Origin of the sequence: Leclercia pneumoniae, assembly GCF_017348915.1 — a bacterium.
GTDB lineage: Bacteria > Pseudomonadota > Gammaproteobacteria > Enterobacterales > Enterobacteriaceae > Enterobacter > Enterobacter pneumoniae.
Window position 1 is genome coordinate 1,911,490 of record NZ_CP071383.1, and the last position, 17,393, is coordinate 1,928,882.

Annotated in this window: 18 protein-coding genes and 2 tRNA genes; 7 read left to right on the top strand and 13 right to left on the bottom strand. The window is 54.4% G+C overall.

All coding sequences use genetic code 11. The features are described from left to right. Positions 1-131: 131 nt before the first annotated feature. From JZ655_RS09200 to mdtK, 3 genes are all read right to left on the bottom strand, one after another. Positions 132-208: transfer RNA gene (locus JZ655_RS09200), tRNA-Val, on the bottom strand. Between the two features lie 10 nt (positions 209-218). After that, positions 219-295 (bottom strand) — tRNA-Val (locus tag JZ655_RS09205). A 151-nt stretch (positions 296-446) separates the two neighbouring features. Next, entirely contained in the window at positions 447-1,820 is a 1,374-nt protein-coding gene (gene mdtK / locus JZ655_RS09210; protein ID WP_207293620.1) for an MATE family efflux transporter, read from the bottom strand. A 226-nt stretch (positions 1,821-2,046) separates the two neighbouring features. On the opposite strand from mdtK, the gene JZ655_RS09215 reads away from it, so the two are divergent. Further along, complete coding sequence (locus JZ655_RS09215) at positions 2,047-2,688, top strand: riboflavin synthase (protein WP_046885965.1); 642 nt, start codon at positions 2,047-2,049, stop codon at positions 2,686-2,688. A gap of 29 nt (positions 2,689-2,717) precedes the next feature. On the opposite strand, the gene cfa is transcribed toward JZ655_RS09215, so the two are convergent. Together cfa and punC are read right to left on the bottom strand one after the other, a co-directional pair. Next, complete coding sequence (gene cfa, locus JZ655_RS09220; protein WP_207293621.1) at positions 2,718-3,866, bottom strand: cyclopropane fatty acyl phospholipid synthase; 1,149 nt, start codon at positions 3,864-3,866, stop codon at positions 2,718-2,720. Between the two features lie 296 nt (positions 3,867-4,162). After that, positions 4,163-5,359: a purine nucleoside transporter PunC gene (punC, locus tag JZ655_RS09225; protein ID WP_207293622.1), complete on the bottom strand. Its 1,197-nt coding sequence runs from the start codon at positions 5,357-5,359 to the stop codon at positions 4,163-4,165. A 115-nt stretch (positions 5,360-5,474) separates the two neighbouring features. On the opposite strand from punC, the gene punR reads away from it, so the two are divergent. Next, a complete protein-coding gene (gene punR, locus JZ655_RS09230) occupies positions 5,475-6,407 on the top strand; it encodes a DNA-binding transcriptional activator PunR (protein ID WP_046885967.1) in 933 nt (310 codons plus the stop codon). On the opposite strand, the gene purR is transcribed toward punR, so the two are convergent. After that, a complete protein-coding gene (gene purR, locus JZ655_RS09235) occupies positions 6,404-7,429 on the bottom strand; it encodes an HTH-type transcriptional repressor PurR (protein WP_040075925.1) in 1,026 nt (341 codons plus the stop codon). The two genes, punR and purR, sit on opposite strands and share 4 nt — an antisense overlap. 296 nt (positions 7,430-7,725) lie before the next feature. Between purR and cydH the strand changes: the two genes are divergently transcribed. Together cydH and JZ655_RS09245 are read left to right on the top strand one after the other, a co-directional pair. Then, a complete protein-coding gene (cydH, locus tag JZ655_RS09240; protein WP_040075924.1) occupies positions 7,726-7,815 on the top strand; it encodes a cytochrome bd-I oxidase subunit CydH in 90 nt (29 codons plus the stop codon). Positions 7,816-7,977: 162 nt separating this feature from the next. Next, positions 7,978-9,144, top strand: a complete 1,167-nt coding sequence (locus tag JZ655_RS09245) for an MFS transporter (protein WP_207293623.1) — start codon at positions 7,978-7,980, stop codon at positions 9,142-9,144. A gap of 37 nt (positions 9,145-9,181) precedes the next feature. On the opposite strand, the gene sodB is transcribed toward JZ655_RS09245, so the two are convergent. Next, a complete protein-coding gene (gene sodB / locus JZ655_RS09250; protein WP_207293624.1) occupies positions 9,182-9,763 on the bottom strand; it encodes a superoxide dismutase [Fe] in 582 nt (193 codons plus the stop codon). A 122-nt stretch (positions 9,764-9,885) separates the two neighbouring features. Then, a complete protein-coding gene (locus JZ655_RS09255) occupies positions 9,886-10,677 on the bottom strand; it encodes a C40 family peptidase (protein WP_207293625.1) in 792 nt (263 codons plus the stop codon). 335 nt (positions 10,678-11,012) lie between these two features. On the opposite strand from JZ655_RS09255, the gene grxD reads away from it, so the two are divergent. After that, positions 11,013-11,360, top strand: a complete 348-nt coding sequence (grxD, locus tag JZ655_RS09260) for a Grx4 family monothiol glutaredoxin (RefSeq protein ID WP_207293626.1) — start codon at positions 11,013-11,015, stop codon at positions 11,358-11,360. A 42-nt stretch (positions 11,361-11,402) separates the two neighbouring features. On the opposite strand, the gene rnt is transcribed toward grxD, so the two are convergent. From rnt to eptA, 5 genes are all read right to left on the bottom strand, one after another. Beyond that, complete coding sequence (gene rnt, locus JZ655_RS09265; protein WP_046885971.1) at positions 11,403-12,053, bottom strand: ribonuclease T; 651 nt, start codon at positions 12,051-12,053, stop codon at positions 11,403-11,405. Positions 12,054-12,148: 95 nt separating this feature from the next. Continuing rightward, complete coding sequence (gene gloA, locus JZ655_RS09270) at positions 12,149-12,556, bottom strand: lactoylglutathione lyase (protein WP_207293627.1); 408 nt, start codon at positions 12,554-12,556, stop codon at positions 12,149-12,151. 83 nt (positions 12,557-12,639) lie between these two features. Next, positions 12,640-13,737: an alkene reductase gene (gene nemA / locus JZ655_RS09275; protein ID WP_207293628.1), complete on the bottom strand. Its 1,098-nt coding sequence runs from the start codon at positions 13,735-13,737 to the stop codon at positions 12,640-12,642. Between the two features lie 53 nt (positions 13,738-13,790). Beyond that, on the bottom strand, positions 13,791-14,390 hold the full coding sequence (locus JZ655_RS09280) for a TetR/AcrR family transcriptional regulator (RefSeq protein WP_207293629.1): 600 nt from the start codon (positions 14,388-14,390) through the stop codon (positions 13,791-13,793). A gap of 38 nt (positions 14,391-14,428) precedes the next feature. Then, positions 14,429-16,057 (bottom strand): phosphoethanolamine transferase EptA, encoded by a 1,629-nt coding sequence (gene eptA, locus JZ655_RS09285; RefSeq protein WP_207293828.1) that lies wholly within the window; start codon positions 16,055-16,057, stop codon positions 14,429-14,431. A gap of 149 nt (positions 16,058-16,206) precedes the next feature. Here eptA and JZ655_RS09290 point away from each other — a divergent pair, with 149 nt between their 5' ends. Further along, the gene (locus JZ655_RS09290; RefSeq protein WP_040075915.1) at positions 16,207-16,446 is read left to right on the top strand and encodes a DUF1289 domain-containing protein; all 240 of its coding nucleotides are present in this window, start codon (positions 16,207-16,209) and stop codon (positions 16,444-16,446) included. A 48-nt stretch (positions 16,447-16,494) separates the two neighbouring features. Continuing rightward, positions 16,495-17,391: an aldo/keto reductase gene (locus tag JZ655_RS09295; protein WP_207293630.1), complete on the top strand. Its 897-nt coding sequence runs from the start codon at positions 16,495-16,497 to the stop codon at positions 17,389-17,391. Positions 17,392-17,393 lie beyond the last annotated feature (2 nt).

Here is a 17,393-nt window from a genome sequence, read left to right on the forward strand (position 1 = left end):
ACGAAACCGTTGGGGGTTAGCTAATCAGCAAACCGGGCAGGGGAGAGCGCGTTAACCCGTCGCTACAGGATGAGCTAAAGACATCACAAGGTTTAAGGTAAAAAGCTGGGAATGAACGAGATAAAACAGAATGGTGCGTCCGAGTGGACTCGAACCACCGACCCCCACCATGTCAAGGTGGTGCTCTAACCAACTGAGCTACGGACGCACTGAAGAGATGGTGCGTTCAATTGGACTCGAACCAACGACCCCCACCATGTCAAGGTGGTGCTCTAACCAACTGAGCTATGAACGCATTGTTGTGTGTGACAACGGGGTCGAATATTAGCGGCAGAGGCGGGAGGTGGCAAGAGGTAAACTGCAAATTTCTTTCGGATTTCACGCGATTGCTTCATTCCCGCGCAAAATGAAGAGAAAGTAGCCGCCCGCAGGCGGCTACTGTGCACTTAGCGGGCGGCGCGCTGTAAAATCACCTGGGACGGTTGGCGCTGCAGGTGACGCATTCGCAGCATCATCATAATGGCCGCTGAGGTTAGCCCGATGATAAAGCCCATCCAGAATCCGGCAGGCCCCATCCGATCCACCACCAGATCGGTGAGGGCGAGAATATAGCCGGTCGGCAAGCCCAAAACCCAGTAGGCAATAAAGGTAATAAAGAAAATAGAACGCGTATCTTTATAACCCCGCAGCACACCGCTGCCTATCACCTGAATAGAGTCCGAGATCTGATAAATCGCTGCCAGCAGCATCAGATGTGAGGCCAGGGTGATAACCTCCGGATTATCGTTATAAAGCAGGGCAATCTGCTCGCGCAGGATAATGGTGAAAAGGGCGGTGAAAACCGCCATACATACGCCCACGCCAATGCCGGTTCTCGCCGCCGTTTGCGCCTCCAGCGTGGAGCCCTGGCCAAGACGGAAGCCCACCCGGATAGTCACCGCTGCGGCCAGCGACAGCGGCATCACGAACATCAATGAACTGAAGTTAAGCGCAATCTGGTGACCAGCCACGTCCACGATCCCGAGCGGCGAAACCAGCAGGGCGACAACCGCGAACAGCGTCACTTCGAAAAAGAGAGCCAGTGCGATAGGCAGGCCCAGTTGTATCAGGCGAATCATGATGGCTTTATCCGGTTTGCTAAACGGCACTTCATGGCGAATATCACGCATCGAACGGGCACGCTTCACGTAGGAAATCATGCTGAAGAACATCACCCAGTAGACCGCCGCGGTGGCGACGCCACATCCCACACCGCCAAGTTCAGGCATACCAAAATGGCCATAAATAAAGACGTAGTTCACCGGAATGTTCACCAACAATCCGATAAAGCCCATCACCATGCCCGGTTTGGTTTTTGCCAGTCCTTCACACTGGTTACGAGCCACCTGGAAGAAGAGATAGCCGGGTGTTCCCCAGAGCAGAGCCCGCAAATAGCCCACCGCTTTATCTGCCAGGGCCGGGTCGATATTGCGCATCGCATGAATGATGTACCCCGCGTTCCACAGCACCACCATGATCAAGAGCGAGACAAATCCCGCCAGCCAGAATCCTTGACGTACCTGATGCGCGATGCGGTCCCGGCGTCCAGAGCCATTTAACTGCGCAATGACCGGCGTTAATGCCAATAGCAGGCCGTGACCAAATAAAATGGCCGGCAGCCAGATAGAGGTGCCGATGGCGACGGCGGCCATATCGGTGGCGCTGTAGCCTCCCGCCATCACTGTATCGACAAAACCCATCGAGGTCTGGGCAATTTGCGCGAGTATCACCGGGATCGCCAGGGCTAATAACTGACGCGCTTCACTCATGTACTTCTGCACGTGAACACCTTTGATATTGTTGTTATTTGAGAGACTAAAAAAGCCGCCGTAACTGGCAGCAAGAAGAAGAAATAGAGGGAATTTCAGCTATTGTAGCGGGGTTTAGCCATTTATCTAGTGAAAAAAACGTCAGATAGGGCAGGGTGCTGGCAACCTCTATTTCCAACTGTTATTGTGATGCGATTAACGGTGGAATCACCGTACCGATCCTGGAGGAGTTGTACGCATGTTTACTGGTATTGTGCAGGGCACCGCAAAACTGGTGTCTATCGATGAAAAACCGAACTTCCGTACCCACGTCGTGGCGCTGCCCGACACCATGCTCGACGGGCTGGAGACGGGGGCATCGGTTGCACACAACGGTTGCTGCCTGACGGTAACTGAGATCAACGGCAATCTGATCAGCTTCGACCTGATGAAAGAGACGCTGCGCATTACCAACTTGGGTGAGCTGGTGGAAGGCGACTGGGTGAACGTCGAGCGCGCTGCGAAATTCAGCGACGAGATTGGCGGCCACCTGATGTCTGGTCATATTATGACTACCGCCGAGATTTCTAAGATCCTTACCTCTGAAAACAATCGTCAGATCTGGTTCAAGGTACAGGATCCGACGCTGATGAAGTACATCCTCTATAAAGGCTTTATCGGCGTGGATGGTATTAGCCTGACCGTGGGTGAAGTGACCCCAACCCGCTTCTGCGTGCACTTAATCCCGGAAACTTTGCAACGCACCACGCTTGCGAATAAAAAATTGGGCCATCGTGTCAATATTGAAATCGATCCGCAAACCCAGGCGGTGGTTGACACCGTTGAGCGGGTCCTGGCGGCAAAAGAGGCAGCCATAAAACAGGCTGTTGATGAAGCATAAAAAAATACCCCGGCAAGCCGGGGTATTTTTTAACGGGCGACCCGCAGGCCGTGTTCAACGCCGCGGCTAAAGACCACCTGCCACAGCTGAATATCACGAGCGCGAAAAGCCCCTGCGCAGGCATTCAGATAATAGCTGAACATCCGTTTAAACCGTTCTGAATAGTTGTCTGCAATTTCCGGCCAGCTGGCGAGGAAACGCGAATACCATGCCATTAGCGTGGTATCGTAATCTGCGCCGAAATTATGCCAGTCTTCCATCACGAAGTGCGGTTCGCTGGCAGTAGCAATCTGGCGTACAGAGGGTAAACAGCCATTCGGAAAGATGTATTTGTTGATCCAGGGATCCACCTTCAGGTCCGTTTTTTTCGAGCCGATGGTATGCAGGAGAAATAACCCGTCAGGTTTAAGGTTACGATCGACCACTTCAAAATAGGTGCGGTAGTTCTTGGGCCCCACGTGCTCGAACATCCCTACCGAAACGATGCGGTCAAACTGATCGCGCAGCTCACGGTAATCCTGCAGTAAAATCGTGACATCCAGCCCCTCGCACCGCGTCTGTGCCATTTTTTGCTGCTCGGCAGAGATAGTCACCCCCACGACGCTCACGCCATAGTGCTGCGCCATATACTGGGCCAGCCCACCCCAGCCGCAACCGATATCCAGCACCCTCATGCCGGGCTCCAGCTGCAATTTCTGGCAAATAAGCTGCAGTTTATCCTGCTGGGCTTGTTCAAGAGAGTCTGCCTCTTTCCAGTAACCGCAGGAATACTGCATAAAGGGGTCAAGCATGCGGGTAAAGAGATCGTTTCCGAGGTCGTAATGTTCCTTTCCGACGATCCAGGCGCGTTTTTTGCTTTGAAGGTTGAGCAGGCGGGCAGTGGCAATGCGCAGCGTATCTTTCAGATGACTGGGTAATTGATTTTCCAGTCCGGCGCGGAGAACGCGAGTGAAAAAGATATCCAGCCGTTCGCACTCCCACCAGCCGTCCATATAACTCTCGCCAAGACCCAGCGAACCTTCCCGCATGACACGTTTGAAAAAGTCCGGGTGTTTAACCTGAATATCAGAGGGGGCCGTGCCGTTAATCGCGATGCCCGCGCGGCTTAGCATTTCATTGACGATCCGGAACCAGTTGTCGTCCCGGATGGTGACTTCTTCTATACACGATGAACTCATAGCTTCTCCATCACTCGCTGTGATCAGAACCTTTAAACAGCGTAGACGCTCTTTTGGTTTGTGAGAAATCTCACGGCTTTCCCGCGAGGCTAGTATCCGACGTAGAACAGAGGAAGGGAGGTGACCCTTGCCGAAAGGCCTTCCATGGTGAAACGGGAGCGCTCCGGCTCCCGTTACTACATAATAAGTATCGTTATTATTAGACCGCGAACTCAGTATAGGCCTGAAAAAAGCCTCCTTCAACAGAAAGTTGTTAGCAGGCTAATAACTGATTTTTAACATAATGTCTGGCGGCACTATGCTTCTGAGGATTCTGGCTGCAGCGTTTCGTGCTGCTCTGATGCTTTTACATACTGCATCCGATAGCCCAGCCCCGCCAGCGCCACGGTGGCCAGCATCACGCTGGTGGTCGTCAGCAGCGGTGTCGCAATAAGCCAGGAGACAAGCAGGCTCGCCAGGAAACAGAGCCCCAGCTGCAATGTATTTTGCAGCGCCGCTGCGCTCCCGGTGGCCTGTGGGAAGGGACGCAACGCCTGCGCTACCACAATCGGGTAGATCGCGCCGTTAGCCACCGCCATCAGACAGAACGGGATCAGCAACTCCACGAGGTTCGCGCCGGGGATAAAACCGACCCCCCAGGTGGCAACCACACTCAGGGCATACAACACCAGCAGCCATGGCAGCATCTGATGCCCGTGCCATTTTTGCAGGGCTGCGCGGCAACCATAGCCGCCAACCAGAAAGGCGATAGTCTGCGGCACATAGCTCAGGCCAATTACGGCCGGGCTGTAACCCATTTCGTTGAGAATAAACGGCGAACCGGTCAGCCAGGCGAAGAAGCTGGCGGAGCAGGCGGCATAAATCAGCACGTTGCCACGATACGCGCGGGTGCGCAGGAGCGTAGTGAAGGTGACGGGTGCGGCGGCGCTAACATGCTGCACGCTACGGCGTTTAAGGGTGAAGGCCGGAAGCATCAACAACAGCGTAATCGCGAACAAGACGGCAAAGATGGCTTGCCAGTCAAAGTGAGCCAGTAGCCAGCTGCCCAGCAGCGGGGCGAGAGCAGGGGAGAGCCCGACCAGCGGCATAATGGTGGCAAATATACGGTTGGTACGGGACGCCGGATAGTAGTCTGTCACCAGCGCCTGCCAGGTGACCGCCGCAGCACATACGCCCACGGCCTGCACGAATCGTAATACCAGCAGCCAGGTCGCATCGCGCACCCATAGCATGCCGAGGCAGCCGACAGCGAAAATCGCTAAACCGGTCAGCAAGATTGGTTTACGACCCAAGCGATCGGAGAGCGGCCCCCAGAGCAACTGCGCAAAGGCGAAGCCGGCCAGGAACACGCTCAGGCTGGCGCTGATGGCAGCGGCTGGCGTTTGTAAATCTTCCTGCATCGCCGCAAAAGCGGGCAGGTACATATCGGTTGCAAGAAAGCCCAGCACGCTTAAGCCGCCAAGCCAGACTAAAAATCCTTTCCCGGGTGTCACGATGGTTTTCCCCATTTTGTATGCAGGTGTGGCAGCCGCTGAGTGTAGAGAGTGCAATACCGCTTGTGAAACGCTAATATTTGGCGGTTGCATTCAAAAAATTTGCAGGCAGAAAATGTGGTCAGAATATTCCCTTGAAGTCGTAGATGCGGTAGCTCGTAACGGCAGCTTTAGCGGCGCAGCGCAAGAGCTGCATCGCGTGCCTTCTGCCATCAGCTATACGGTGCGCCAGCTGGAGGAGTGGCTGGCGGTGCCGCTGTTTGAACGCCGCCACCGTGACGTGGAACTGACCCCGGCAGGGGCATGGTTTTTGAAAGAAGGGCGCTCTGTTATCAAAAAAATGCAGATCACCCGCGAGCAGTGCCAGCAGATTGCGAATGGCTGGCGCGGGCACCTCTCTATCGCCGTGGATAATATCGTCCGCCCCGAGCGTACCCGCCAGATGATCCTCGATTTTTATCGCCACTTTTCTGATGTGGAGCTGCGCGTCTCGCAGGAGGTGTTCAATGGCGTCTGGGATGCGCTGGCCGATGGCCGGGTAGAGATGGCGATCGGCGCGACTCAGGCCATCCCCGTGGGTGGGCGCTGGGCGTTTCGCGATATGGGAACCCTCAGCTGGTACTGCGTGGTGGCAAGCCACCATCCGCTGGCGGCGATGCCAGGGCCGCTCAGCGATGATACCTTGCGCAGCTGGCCCTCGCTGGTGCTGGAAGATACCTCCCGCTCATTACCCAAACGCATTACCTGGCTGCTGGATAACCAGCGGCGAATCGTTGCCCCGGACTGGGCATCCTCTGCCGATTGCCTCTCTGCCGGGCTCTGCGTGGGGATGGTTCCCGCCCATTTTGCCCGCCCCTGGATCGATGCCGGCAAATGGGTGGCGTTGCAACTTGAGAATCCCTTCCCGGATGCGGCCTGCTGCCTGACATGGCAACAGAATGACATGTCGCCTGCGCTGGCCTGGCTGCTGGATTATCTTGGGGATAGCGAAACGATGAACAGGGAGTGGTTGCGGGAGCCAGACGCGCTGGCTCCGCAGGAGGATTAACGGCGATAATCGCGGAACGGGCCGTCGGCCACCGAGCGGCGTTCAATAAGGCGGGGATGCACTTCAATTGATTGCGACTCTTCTCGCTTATTGACGATGCGATCCAGCAGCATGTTAAACGCGGTTTCACCGAGGAAATCTTTAGGCTGATGGATGGTGGTCAGAGCCGGGGTGAAGAAGCGCGCGTTGCGCACGTTATCATACCCGATCAACGAAATGTCTTGCGGCACCCGCAGTCCCATCTCGTCTGCAGCGCAGAGCGCGCCCATCGCCATCACATCTCCCCCGCAGAACACGGCGGTCGGGCGCGGAGATTGGGAGAGGATCTGCTGCATGGCACGATAGCCGGACTCGGGCTCAAAATCGCCCTGCACAATCCAGTTTTCTGGCACGGTGATCAGCGCCTCTTCCATCGCTTTCATAAACCCAGCCAGACGTCCGGCGCCGGTATTACGCTCCAGCGGGCCGGGGATAACGCCGATTTCACGGTGTCCGCGTTCAATCAGATAACGCCCCGCCATGTAACCCCCCTCGAAGGCGTTATCGATAACGGAGTCGGTAAAGTCAGCTTTCGCTTCACCCCAGTCCATCACCACCATCGGGATATTGCGATACTCTTCCAGCATCGTCAGCACGGGTTCCGGGTACTCTGAACACATCACCAGCAGACCGTCGACACGCTTTTGCGCCATCATCGATAAATAGGCCCGCTGCTTTTCCAGGTTATTCCACGCGTTGCCAAGAATCAGGGTATAGCCCTTCTGGAAGCAGTTTTTCTCCACGGCTTCGATAATCTCGGCAAAGTAGGGCGCTTCGCTACTGGTTGCTAACAAGCCGATAGATTTGGTGTGATTCACTTTCAGGCTGCGAGCGACCGCGCTCGGTGAATAGTGCAGCTCTTTGATCGCCGCCCAGACGGCATTACGCGTCTCTTCAGCGACAAAACGCGTTTTGTTAATTACATGTGATACGGTTGTAGTGGAAACGTTTGCTCGTTTCGCTACGTCTTTGATTGTTGCCATTAGATGTCACTCCAGACCATATCCTAAACTCCTGAAAAACCGAAAGGTAAACGATTGCCTTCTCTCACCCTAATTGCGCAATCTGAATTGCGGTACGCCGGGAAAACGACACAGGACGTCAGGAGGGGGTCAATGGCCGGTACGCTAATAAATTAAGCCTGGAATTTTGTCTGATCTTGACCAAAAGGGGAAGAGCAAAAACGGATATCGCACTAAATCCTGCAAGATTTTTAGCGTAAGTTGTGTAAAAATGAGCAGGCTCACTTTTCGTGGGGGGATTATAAGGAGAAAAATTGATGAATACCGATCTTAAGTTTTCGCTGACAACCACCATCATTGTTCTGGGTCTGATTGTTGCGGCAAGTTTTACCGCGATTCTGCACTGAGTGACTGGGGGGAGTATCATCTCCCTCCTGCCTTTCCTGATTGTTACCCTTCTGGCAAAAATCTTTTGCGCAATTGTTAACTTCTCATTTTTTGTGATTGATGTCATGCTTTCGCCTTCACTGTTCTGTGTCGCATCAAGACACGGTTTCTGGAGTTGACGTATGAAAATCAATTTTCCCCTGCTGGCCCTGGCGATAGGTGCCTTCGGGATTGGCACGACTGAATTCTCTCCCATGGGATTACTCCCGGTAATTGCCCGTGGCGTAGATGTCTCTATCCCGACGGCGGGGATGCTGATCAGTGCTTATGCCATCGGCGTGATGGTGGGGGCGCCGTTGATGACGCTTCTTCTCTCTCACCGCGCACGCCGCAACGCACTTATTTTCCTGATGGCAATTTTCACCGTCGGCAATGTGCTCTCTGCCGTAGCGCCGGATTACAGCACCCTGATGCTCTCGCGCATCCTGACCAGCCTTAATCATGGGGCGTTCTTCGGCCTCGGCTCGGTGGTCGCGGCCAGCGTGGTACCTAAACATAAGCAGGCCAGCGCCGTGGCGACCATGTTTATGGGTCTCACCATCGCCAATATCGGCGGCGTTCCGGCAGCTACCTGGCTGGGGGAAACCATTGGCTGGCGTATGTCTTTCTTCGCCACGGCCGGGTTAGGTATGGTGGCGATGGTCGCCCTCTACTTCTCTTTACCGAAAGGGAGCGCGGGTGAGCGTCCGGAGGTGCGTAAAGAGCTGGCGGTGTTACTGCGTCCGCAAGTGCTTTCTGCGCTGTTAACCACCGTGCTGGGTGCCGGGGCAATGTTTACCCTTTATACCTATATCTCACCGGTGTTGCGCGATATTACCCATGCGACACCCGCGTTTGTCACCGCCATGCTGGTGTTGATTGGCGTCGGATTTTCCATTGGCAACTATCTGGGCGGCAAGCTGGCGGATCGCTCGGTCACCGCCACGCTGAAAGGTTTTTTACTGCTGCTGATTGTCATCATGCTTGCCATTCCGTGGCTGGCGCGCAGTGAAATTGGTGCAGCCATCAGCATGGTGGTATGGGGCGCCGCTACCTTTGCCGTGGTGCCTCCACTGCAGATGCGGGTGATGCGGGTTGCCAGCGAAGCGCCGGGATTGTCCTCTTCGGTGAATATCGGGGCGTTTAACCTCGGGAATGCGCTTGGTGCGGCAGCGGGTGGTGCGGTCATCTCCAGCGGAATGGGCTACAGCGTGGTTCCAGTGATGGGAGCGGTGATAGCCGGTTTTGGCTTGCTTCTGGTGCTGCTGTCGGGTCGTCGTCAGCCTGAACAGGTCTGCGTTGCGGAGTAGATACTAGCGCAGAAGGGGTGACCCTTCTGCGTTTTCGTTATGCAGCGAAATTCTTCGCCACAAAGTCCCAGTTTACCAGCGCCCAGAAATGTTCCAGATAATTCGGGCGCGCGTTACGGTAGTCGATGTAATACGCATGTTCCCACACGTCCACGGTCATCAACGGGGTTGCGCTGGTGGTCAGCGGCGTGCCGGCGTTTGAGGTTGAAACGATGGCCAGTTTGCCGTCTGCCTCTTTCACAAGCCAGGTCCAGCCTGCGCCAAAGTTCTTCACCGCCGCATCGGTAAATTTTGCTTTGAAATCAGCAAAGCTGCCGAAGCTTGCAGCAATCGCCTGTGCCAGTTCACCTGTTGGTTCTCCGCCCGCATTTGGTGCCAGGCAGTGCCAGTAGAAAGTGTGGTTCCACACCTGCGCTGCGTTGTTGAAAACGCCCGCTTCGGAAGTCCGAATAATCTCTTCCAGGGATTTGCCTTCGAAAGCCGTACCCGCAATGAGATTGTTCAGGTTCGTGACATAGGTCTGATGATGTTTACCGTAATGGTATTCGAGGGTTTCTGCCGAAATATGAGGTTCCAGCGCCATTTTTTCGTATGGTAATGCAGGTAATTCGAACGACATTGCTTCACTCCTTATTTTATTTGCGCACCCAATAACCTTATTGAGTGTAGGGTTAGGGTAGCAAATAGCGGAGTGGGGTTAAAGCGTTGTAAATCCCGCTGCAGTTGCAGCGGGGTGGGGCGTTAACGAATGGTTTTCGGGGTCATGACGCGGCGGGCACCCACATAATGGCGTTGCCAGTAATCTTCACTCAGGGAGGTGATCTGAATATCCTGACCTGTACGTGGAGACTGAATAAACTTCCCATTGCCCACATACACCCCCACGTGATCGGCGGTACCGCGACCCTGAGTGCGGAAGAAGACCAGGTCCCCGCTCTCCAGTTCGCCGCGATTGACCGGCGAGGCATCGCGCAGGTGGTACATCTCATTGGCGGTACGTGGAATACGGAACTTCACCAGATCTTTATAGGCATACCAGACCAGACCGCTGCAATCGAAACCGGTACGTGGCGAGTTGCCACCCCAGCGATAAGGTTTACCAATCTGGCCCATCAGTTTATTCATTGCCGTCTTTTGCGCTTTCTGCATCCGCACTTTATGCGCCTCGGCAAGCGTCGTGGGCTTGCTGGTTTTGACGCAGCGGGTTTTATGGCCTTTTCGGACGGTGCATTTTTCAGTCACCACGCGAGAAGCGGTTTTGGGCGCGGTGCGGGAAGAGGTTTTACTTTTTTTACTGGAGGAGGCGGTCTGCGTTTTTGCGAGGTTTTTTTTGCTACTGCTCTTTTTACTGCTCTCTTTCTTCGTGGTTTTTTTGCTGCTGCTCTTTTTCTTGGGTTCCGTCACTTTCACCAGATGTTTTTTTTGCACGGCCGAGGTCCGCGCCTGCTCTGAGGCGGTCGCCGTTGAGGTGAAAGTCAGTGTCGTAAACAGCAAAGCACAGAGCGTGATCGAGATTTTATTTATCCGCGCCACTGGGCAATCCCCTAATAATTCCGGGCAACAATAATACCCGCGTGTGATTTACAAAGCCCGTCGATTCTAATCCATAAAAAGGGACAAAGTTAATAAACTTTCACCGCTAAAACGACGTTTCGTTAGCGAGCGCAAAAAAAATCACCATAAAGTGAGCGTATTGTACATTCGCTGAACAAAACCCTGGACAGAACAGGGTTTTGTTACTTTTAGAATGCAGCTTTATCGGTAGCGCGATACAATAGATAACGTGACGAAAATGTTATTTTCCGTTGTCGTTCTGAAACGCTACAATGACAGACGATTGCCGTAACAGAAGTTAAAGGAAGCAAGACATGAGCACCACTATTGAAAAAATTCAGCAGCAAATCGCTGAAAACCCGATTCTCCTGTACATGAAAGGTTCTCCGAAGCTGCCAAGCTGTGGTTTTTCCGCACAAGCAGTGCAGGCGCTTTCTGCCTGTGGTGAGCGTTTTGCTTACGTTGATATTCTGCAGAACCCGGACATTCGCGCCGAGCTGCCGAAATACGCAAACTGGCCGACCTTCCCACAGCTGTGGGTTGATGGTGAACTGGTTGGCGGCTGCGATATCCTGATCGAGATGTATCAGCGCGGTGAACTGCAGCAGCTCATCAAAGAGACCGCTGCCAAGTACAAATCGGAAGAGCCGAGCGCAGAGTAACGTCTCTCGCCATGCAAAAAAGCGACCTTACGGTCGCTTTTTTTATTCCTCGCTGTCGCCTATCGGCAGCGGCCAGCCGCCCAGGCGTTTCCAGCGGTTGACGATCTCGCAAAACAACTCCGCGGTACGCTCAGTATCATAGAGGGCTGAGTGTGCCTGGCTGCCATCAAATTCAATACCCGCGGTAATACAGGCTTTAGACAGCACCGTCTGACCCAGCGCGAGTCCGCTCAGGGCCGCGGTGTCAAAGGTCACAAACGGGTGGAACGGGTTGCGTTTCAGGGAAGAGCGCTCGGCGGCAGCCATCATAAAGCTATGATCGAAGGTCGCGTTATGGGCGACCATAATGGCGCGATTACAGTTCTGGTCTTTCATCCCCTTGCGGACCATTTTGAAGATGGCGTGCAGAGCGTCGTATTCGCTTACCGCGCCACGCAGCGGATTGTGCGGGTCGATGCCGTTAAAGGCCAGCGCCTCTGGCTGCAGATTGGCACCTTCAAAAGGTTCCACGTGGAAATGCAGCGTCTCGTCCGGCATCAACCAGCCCTGTTCATCCATTTTCAACGTGATCGCGGCGATCTCAAGCAGCGCATCGGTTTTAGCATTAAATCCGGCGGTTTCTACATCAATGACGACAGGATAAAAGCCACGAAAACGGTCACACAGACCGGAAAATTGAGCGATATCGGACATCTGGGTCTCTTAAAAGGGGGAAAAAGCAGTGCGCATTATGGCAAATTTTGAGAAGGGATGCAGTAAAACAACGGGCGCGTAGCGCGCCCGGGGGATTAATTGCCCAGACCGCGACCGGCGTCTTTGGCTTCAATCAGTTCAATTTTATAACCGTCTGGATCTTCAACAAACGCAATCACGGTGGTGCCGCCTTTAACCGGGCCAGCTTCACGGGTGACATTACCGCCGTTGGCACGGATGCGCTCGCACGCCTCTGCTGCGTTGTCCACTTCCAGCGCGATATGACCGTAAGCGGTGCCCAGCTCATAGCTGTCCACGCCCCAGTTGTAGGTCAGCTCAATGACCGCTTCTTCGCTCTCTTCGCCATAACCGACAAAGGCGAGGGAGTATTTGTACTCCGAATTTTCGCTGGTGCGCAGCAATTTCATGCCCAGCACGTTGGTGTAAAATTCGATGGAACGTTGCAGGTCGCCAACACGCAGCATGGTATGAAGTAAGCGCATAATATCCTCTTAACTTTTTATCATCTTGAACAGAAACGATGTTTTAGTATAGCGGCGAAGTGTCGCCGCTATCAATGCGCCGTTTATAAAGTTGGGTAATCGGTATAACCTTCAGCACCGCCGCCATAGAAGCTTTCCGGACGCTGCGGGTTGAGTTCTGCTTTATGTTTCAAACGCGCGACCAGATCCGGGTTAGCAATATAATCGCGGCCAAAAGCAACGGCATCAATCAGACCTTTGTTGATCAGATCTTCCGCTTTCTCAGGTGTATACGCACCCGCACCGATAATGACGCCCTGGAAACGGGCACGCACTTTTTCACGGAATGCTTCAGAGTAAGGCTGGCCACCGGCCCAGTCAGGCTCGGACATGTGCAGATAGGCAATGCCACGTTTTGCCAGCTCTTCGATCAGGTACAGCGCATCGGCTTCTTCGTTCGGGCCGTTATCCACATTCTGGAAGCTGCCAATCGGTGATACGCGAATACCGACGCGGTCAGCACCGATTTCAGCTACCACAGCATCGACCACTTCCAGCACCAGGCGCGCGCGGTTTTCAACGCTGCCGCCGTACTGATCGGTACGCTGGTTAGAAGACGGGGAGAGGAATTGGTGCAACAGGTATCCGTGCGCAGAGTGCAGCTCGATCATATCGAAGCCGGCTTCACGGGCGTTTGTCACCGCCTGTCGGAAATCATTCACAATACCAGGGATCTCTTCGAGCTCCAGCGCGCGCGGCGTAGTGGTATCCACGCGGATAGCGCGGCCTTGTTCGTCGCGCAGCGAGGTGCGGGTGCTGGCGTTCAGGGCTGAGGCCGATACCGGCGCCTGGCCGTCAGGTTGAATGCTACTGTGCGAAATACGCCCGGTATGCCACAGCTGAACGGCAATACGTCCCTCTTCAGCATGTACGCCTGCGGTGATTTTTTTCCACGCGGCAATCTGTTCCGGGCTGTGCAGACCCGGTGCACCGGCATAGCCTTTCGCCTGGGCGGAAATCTGCGTTGCTTCGGAGATAATCAGACCTGCGCTGGCGCGCTGGCGATAATATTCGCCCATCAGCGGCGTCGGGATATCACCCGGCTCAATGCTGCGCAGACGGGTCAGCGGGGCCATAAATACGCGGTTTGGCGCGGTCACGGCACCGACTTTCAGTGGGGTAAACAATTTTGAAGCTGACATAGCGTCTCCTGAGTAGACCGGTCGTCTAGTAAAGTGCGAAATAAAAACGCCTGTTAACCACCAGGCGTGATAATGATGTTCTGGACGTGCGCCAGCGCGCTCTCAAGCGGTACGGCACTGTGCGATATTTTGGCCTGCAGGTTCGCCCCCAGCCACAAGGAGTAGAGCACTTGTGCCTGGGTCAACGGCTCGCCAATAAAGCTCAGTGATTTTTCATCACGCCCCGCAGACAACGCCTGAGCGAGGAGGGTAATCACCCCGCTGGCCCCTTTGTCCATCGCTGTGCGCATATCCTCTGAAAGATCGCACACCTCGGCAGAGAGCTTCACGGTAAGGCATCCACTGATTATGCCCTGCGAACAAAACTGGTTCAGCGTCTCTTGATAATACGCCAGCACACGATCACGATGATTACCTGCGCCGCCCGTAAAATGTTGAGCAAGGCGCTGATGGTAATTAGCGTAATGCCGCTCGAGCAATGCCACCCCAAACGCCTCTTTCGAGCGGAAGTAGTGGTAAAACGACCCCTTTGGCACATCGGCAGTTTTAAGGAGTTCGCTCAACCCCATGCCGGTAAATCCCCTGTGCATGCAGAGCTTTTCACCGGTGGCCAGGAGGTGTTCGCGGGTATCGTGTTCAGTGTTTCTGTTCATGGCCCCAATGTAGTAGACCGTTCGGTCTAATGCAAGCGTTATGTTCGTCGACAGGGGTTCAGCAAATCGCTTTGAGGCTGATACACCGAGGTTTGCACATTCATCATGCCGAGCACCGTGGAGAACAGATTATCTTGCGATACGGCCTCGGTCTGCGCCTGTTGGCGCACGCACTGTTCGTCAATGCCGAAGCCTTTCTGATAATCCGCCGATAGCCAGAACAAAAACGGAATATGGGTCTGTTGCGACGGTGCCAGCATATACGGGGTACCGTGCAGATAGAGGCCGTTTTCTCCCAGCGATTCACCGTGGTCGGAGAGATAGATCAGCGCCGTATTCATGCTGTTCTGTCGGGCCTTCAGCGCATCAATCGTTTTGCTCACCACGCTATCGGTGTAGAGAATGGTGTTGTCGTAAGTATTAAGCAGCGCCTGATGATCGCAGTTCTGAATTTCATTGGTATCGCAGGTGGGCGTAAAACGACGGAACTGCGGCGGATAGCGCCGATAATAGGCCGGGCCGTGGCTACCCATCAGGTGAATAACCAGCACGCTGTCCTGCTTCAGACCGTCCAGTACTTTATCCAGACGATAGAGATCAACGTCATCAATGCAGACACTGTCTTTGCAGAGTTGATCCTGCTTCCACTGGGTCATATCGGTAAAGTGCACACGATTGCAGGCTCCTTTACAGCCTCCGTCATTATCGCGCCACAACAGATTCACACCCGCGTGGGCGAGCACGTCCATCAGCCCCTCCTTATGATGGGCGAGATCGGCATCATACTGCTTGCGCGGCATTCCGGAGAACATGCAGGGTACAGAAACGGCAGTTTCGGTGCCACAGGACGACGCCTGGGGGAAGTTAATCACGTTCTGTTTTTTCAGTTCCGGATTCGTCTCACGCCCATAGCCATTGAGCGAATAGTTTTCTGCCCGTGAGGCCTCGCCCAGCACCAGCACCAGCACGGTTTTTTTATGCTGAGCCAGCAAAACCGGCCCTTTATGGGCATCTTCTCCCTGCCGAATCAGGGTTTGATCGCCTTCAAACCAGCGCGCTTTGCTGTATTTCACTATCGCACTCACGTAGTTCGCCGGCGTGACCATCTTGACGATGCTTTTGTTATTGCGAAACAGCGAGGCGTAATCCTTATAGAAGAGGGCGGCAATCAAAATAATAATCAACAGGCTTCCCAGGATCGACGCCAGACGCATCACCAGCACATGCCACCAGCGGGCAGGGCGGATGCGAACCATCGCCAACACCACAGCCGGCACCAGCCCGGCCACCGTCAGCCATAGCACCAACTGCGGGGTAATCAACGCCGTCGCTTCCTGTGAATTCGTCTCGAAGACGTTCACCATCATGTTCTGATCGATAACCGCCCCGTAGGTAAACATGAACCAAGTCGCCGCGGCGCAGCCCAGCGTCAGTAGCACCAGCAGCGGTTTACGAATCAGCGGGATGTTTAAAAAGCTAAAAACGATTACCCAGCCGCAGAACAGCACCACTGGAATCGAGAACGCGAAGAGATATTCATGCAGTCGGGCTGGCGCAATAATGGCCCAGCTACGATGAATGAACAGGGCATTCAAAAGTGTAAAAAAGAGCGCGCAGCCGAGCGTAAACCGGGTATCGTTACACTGTAACTTATTAAAAAGGCGCATCATCAGTAAAACCCTTCATTGTTGTGATGACGCGAGTATAAGGAGCAAAGATTAGTGAAACCTTAGCCCCACATTTCTGATATTGACGCCTTGCGTAACCCCGGCTTAAGGTCTTCACTTTACTCTATTCATTGGGCCGGGAGGTGGGTGTGGCAGAACAACTGGAGTTTTTTCCCGTTCAGAGCCCGTGCCGGGGTATCTGCCAGTCGGATGAACGTGGATTCTGCCGGGGCTGTATGCGTAGCCGGGAGGAGCGCTTTAACTGGCAAACCCTGAGCGACGCGCAAAAGCAGGAGGTACTGCGCCTCTGTCGCCAACGTCTGCTGCGCAAATTACGCGCAAACAGGCCGCCCGATGCCGAAGAACCCCAGCAACCCTCACTGTTTTAACCTGCAAAATGCGTATACTCATCTCATCTTTATGTTGAGGAAAATCCAATGGTTCAGCGTATTACTCTCGCCCCGCAGGGGCCGGAATTCTCGCGTTTTGTGATGGGTTACTGGCGTTTGATGGACTGGAACATGTCCGCCCGCCAGCTGGTGAGCTTTATTGAAGAACATCTTGATTTAGGGATCACCACCGTCGATCACGCGGATATCTATGGCGGTTATCAATGCGAAGCGGCGTTTGGCGAAGCGATGAAGCTGGCGCCGTCGCTGCGTCAGCGGATGGAGGTGGTGACCAAATGCGGTATCGCCACCACCGCCAAACCCGAGCATGCCCTGGGTCACTACATCACCGATCGCGACCACATTGTGCAAAGCGCTGAGCAGTCGCTGATAAATCTGGCGACCGACCATATCGACCTGTTGCTGATCCACCGCCCGGACCCTTTAATGGATGCTGACGAGGTTGCAGAGGCTTTCCTGGCACTTCACCAGAGCGGCAAAGTGCGCCATTTCGGCGTCTCGAACTTTACCCCAGCGCAGTTCGCGCTGCTGCAGTCTCGTGTGCCTTTCACTCTGGCGACCAACCAGGTAGAGATTTCGCCGGTACATCAGCCCCTGTTGCTGGACGGTACCCTCGATCAACTGCAACAGTTACGTGTGCGTCCAATGGCATGGTCCTGCCTGGGTGGCGGTCGTCTGTTTAATGACGAACAGTTCCAGCCGCTGCGCGATGAGTTGGCGCAGGTGGGGCGCGAGCTGAATGCACAATCGATTGAACAGGTGGTCTACGCCTGGGTGCTTCGCCTGCCGTCACGCCCGTTGCCGATTATCGGATCCGGCAAAATCGAACGCGTGCGCTCGGCCATTGCCGCTGAAGAGCTTAAGATGACACGTCAGCAATGGTTCCGCATTCGTAAAGCTGCTTTAGGTTACGACGTCCCCTAAAT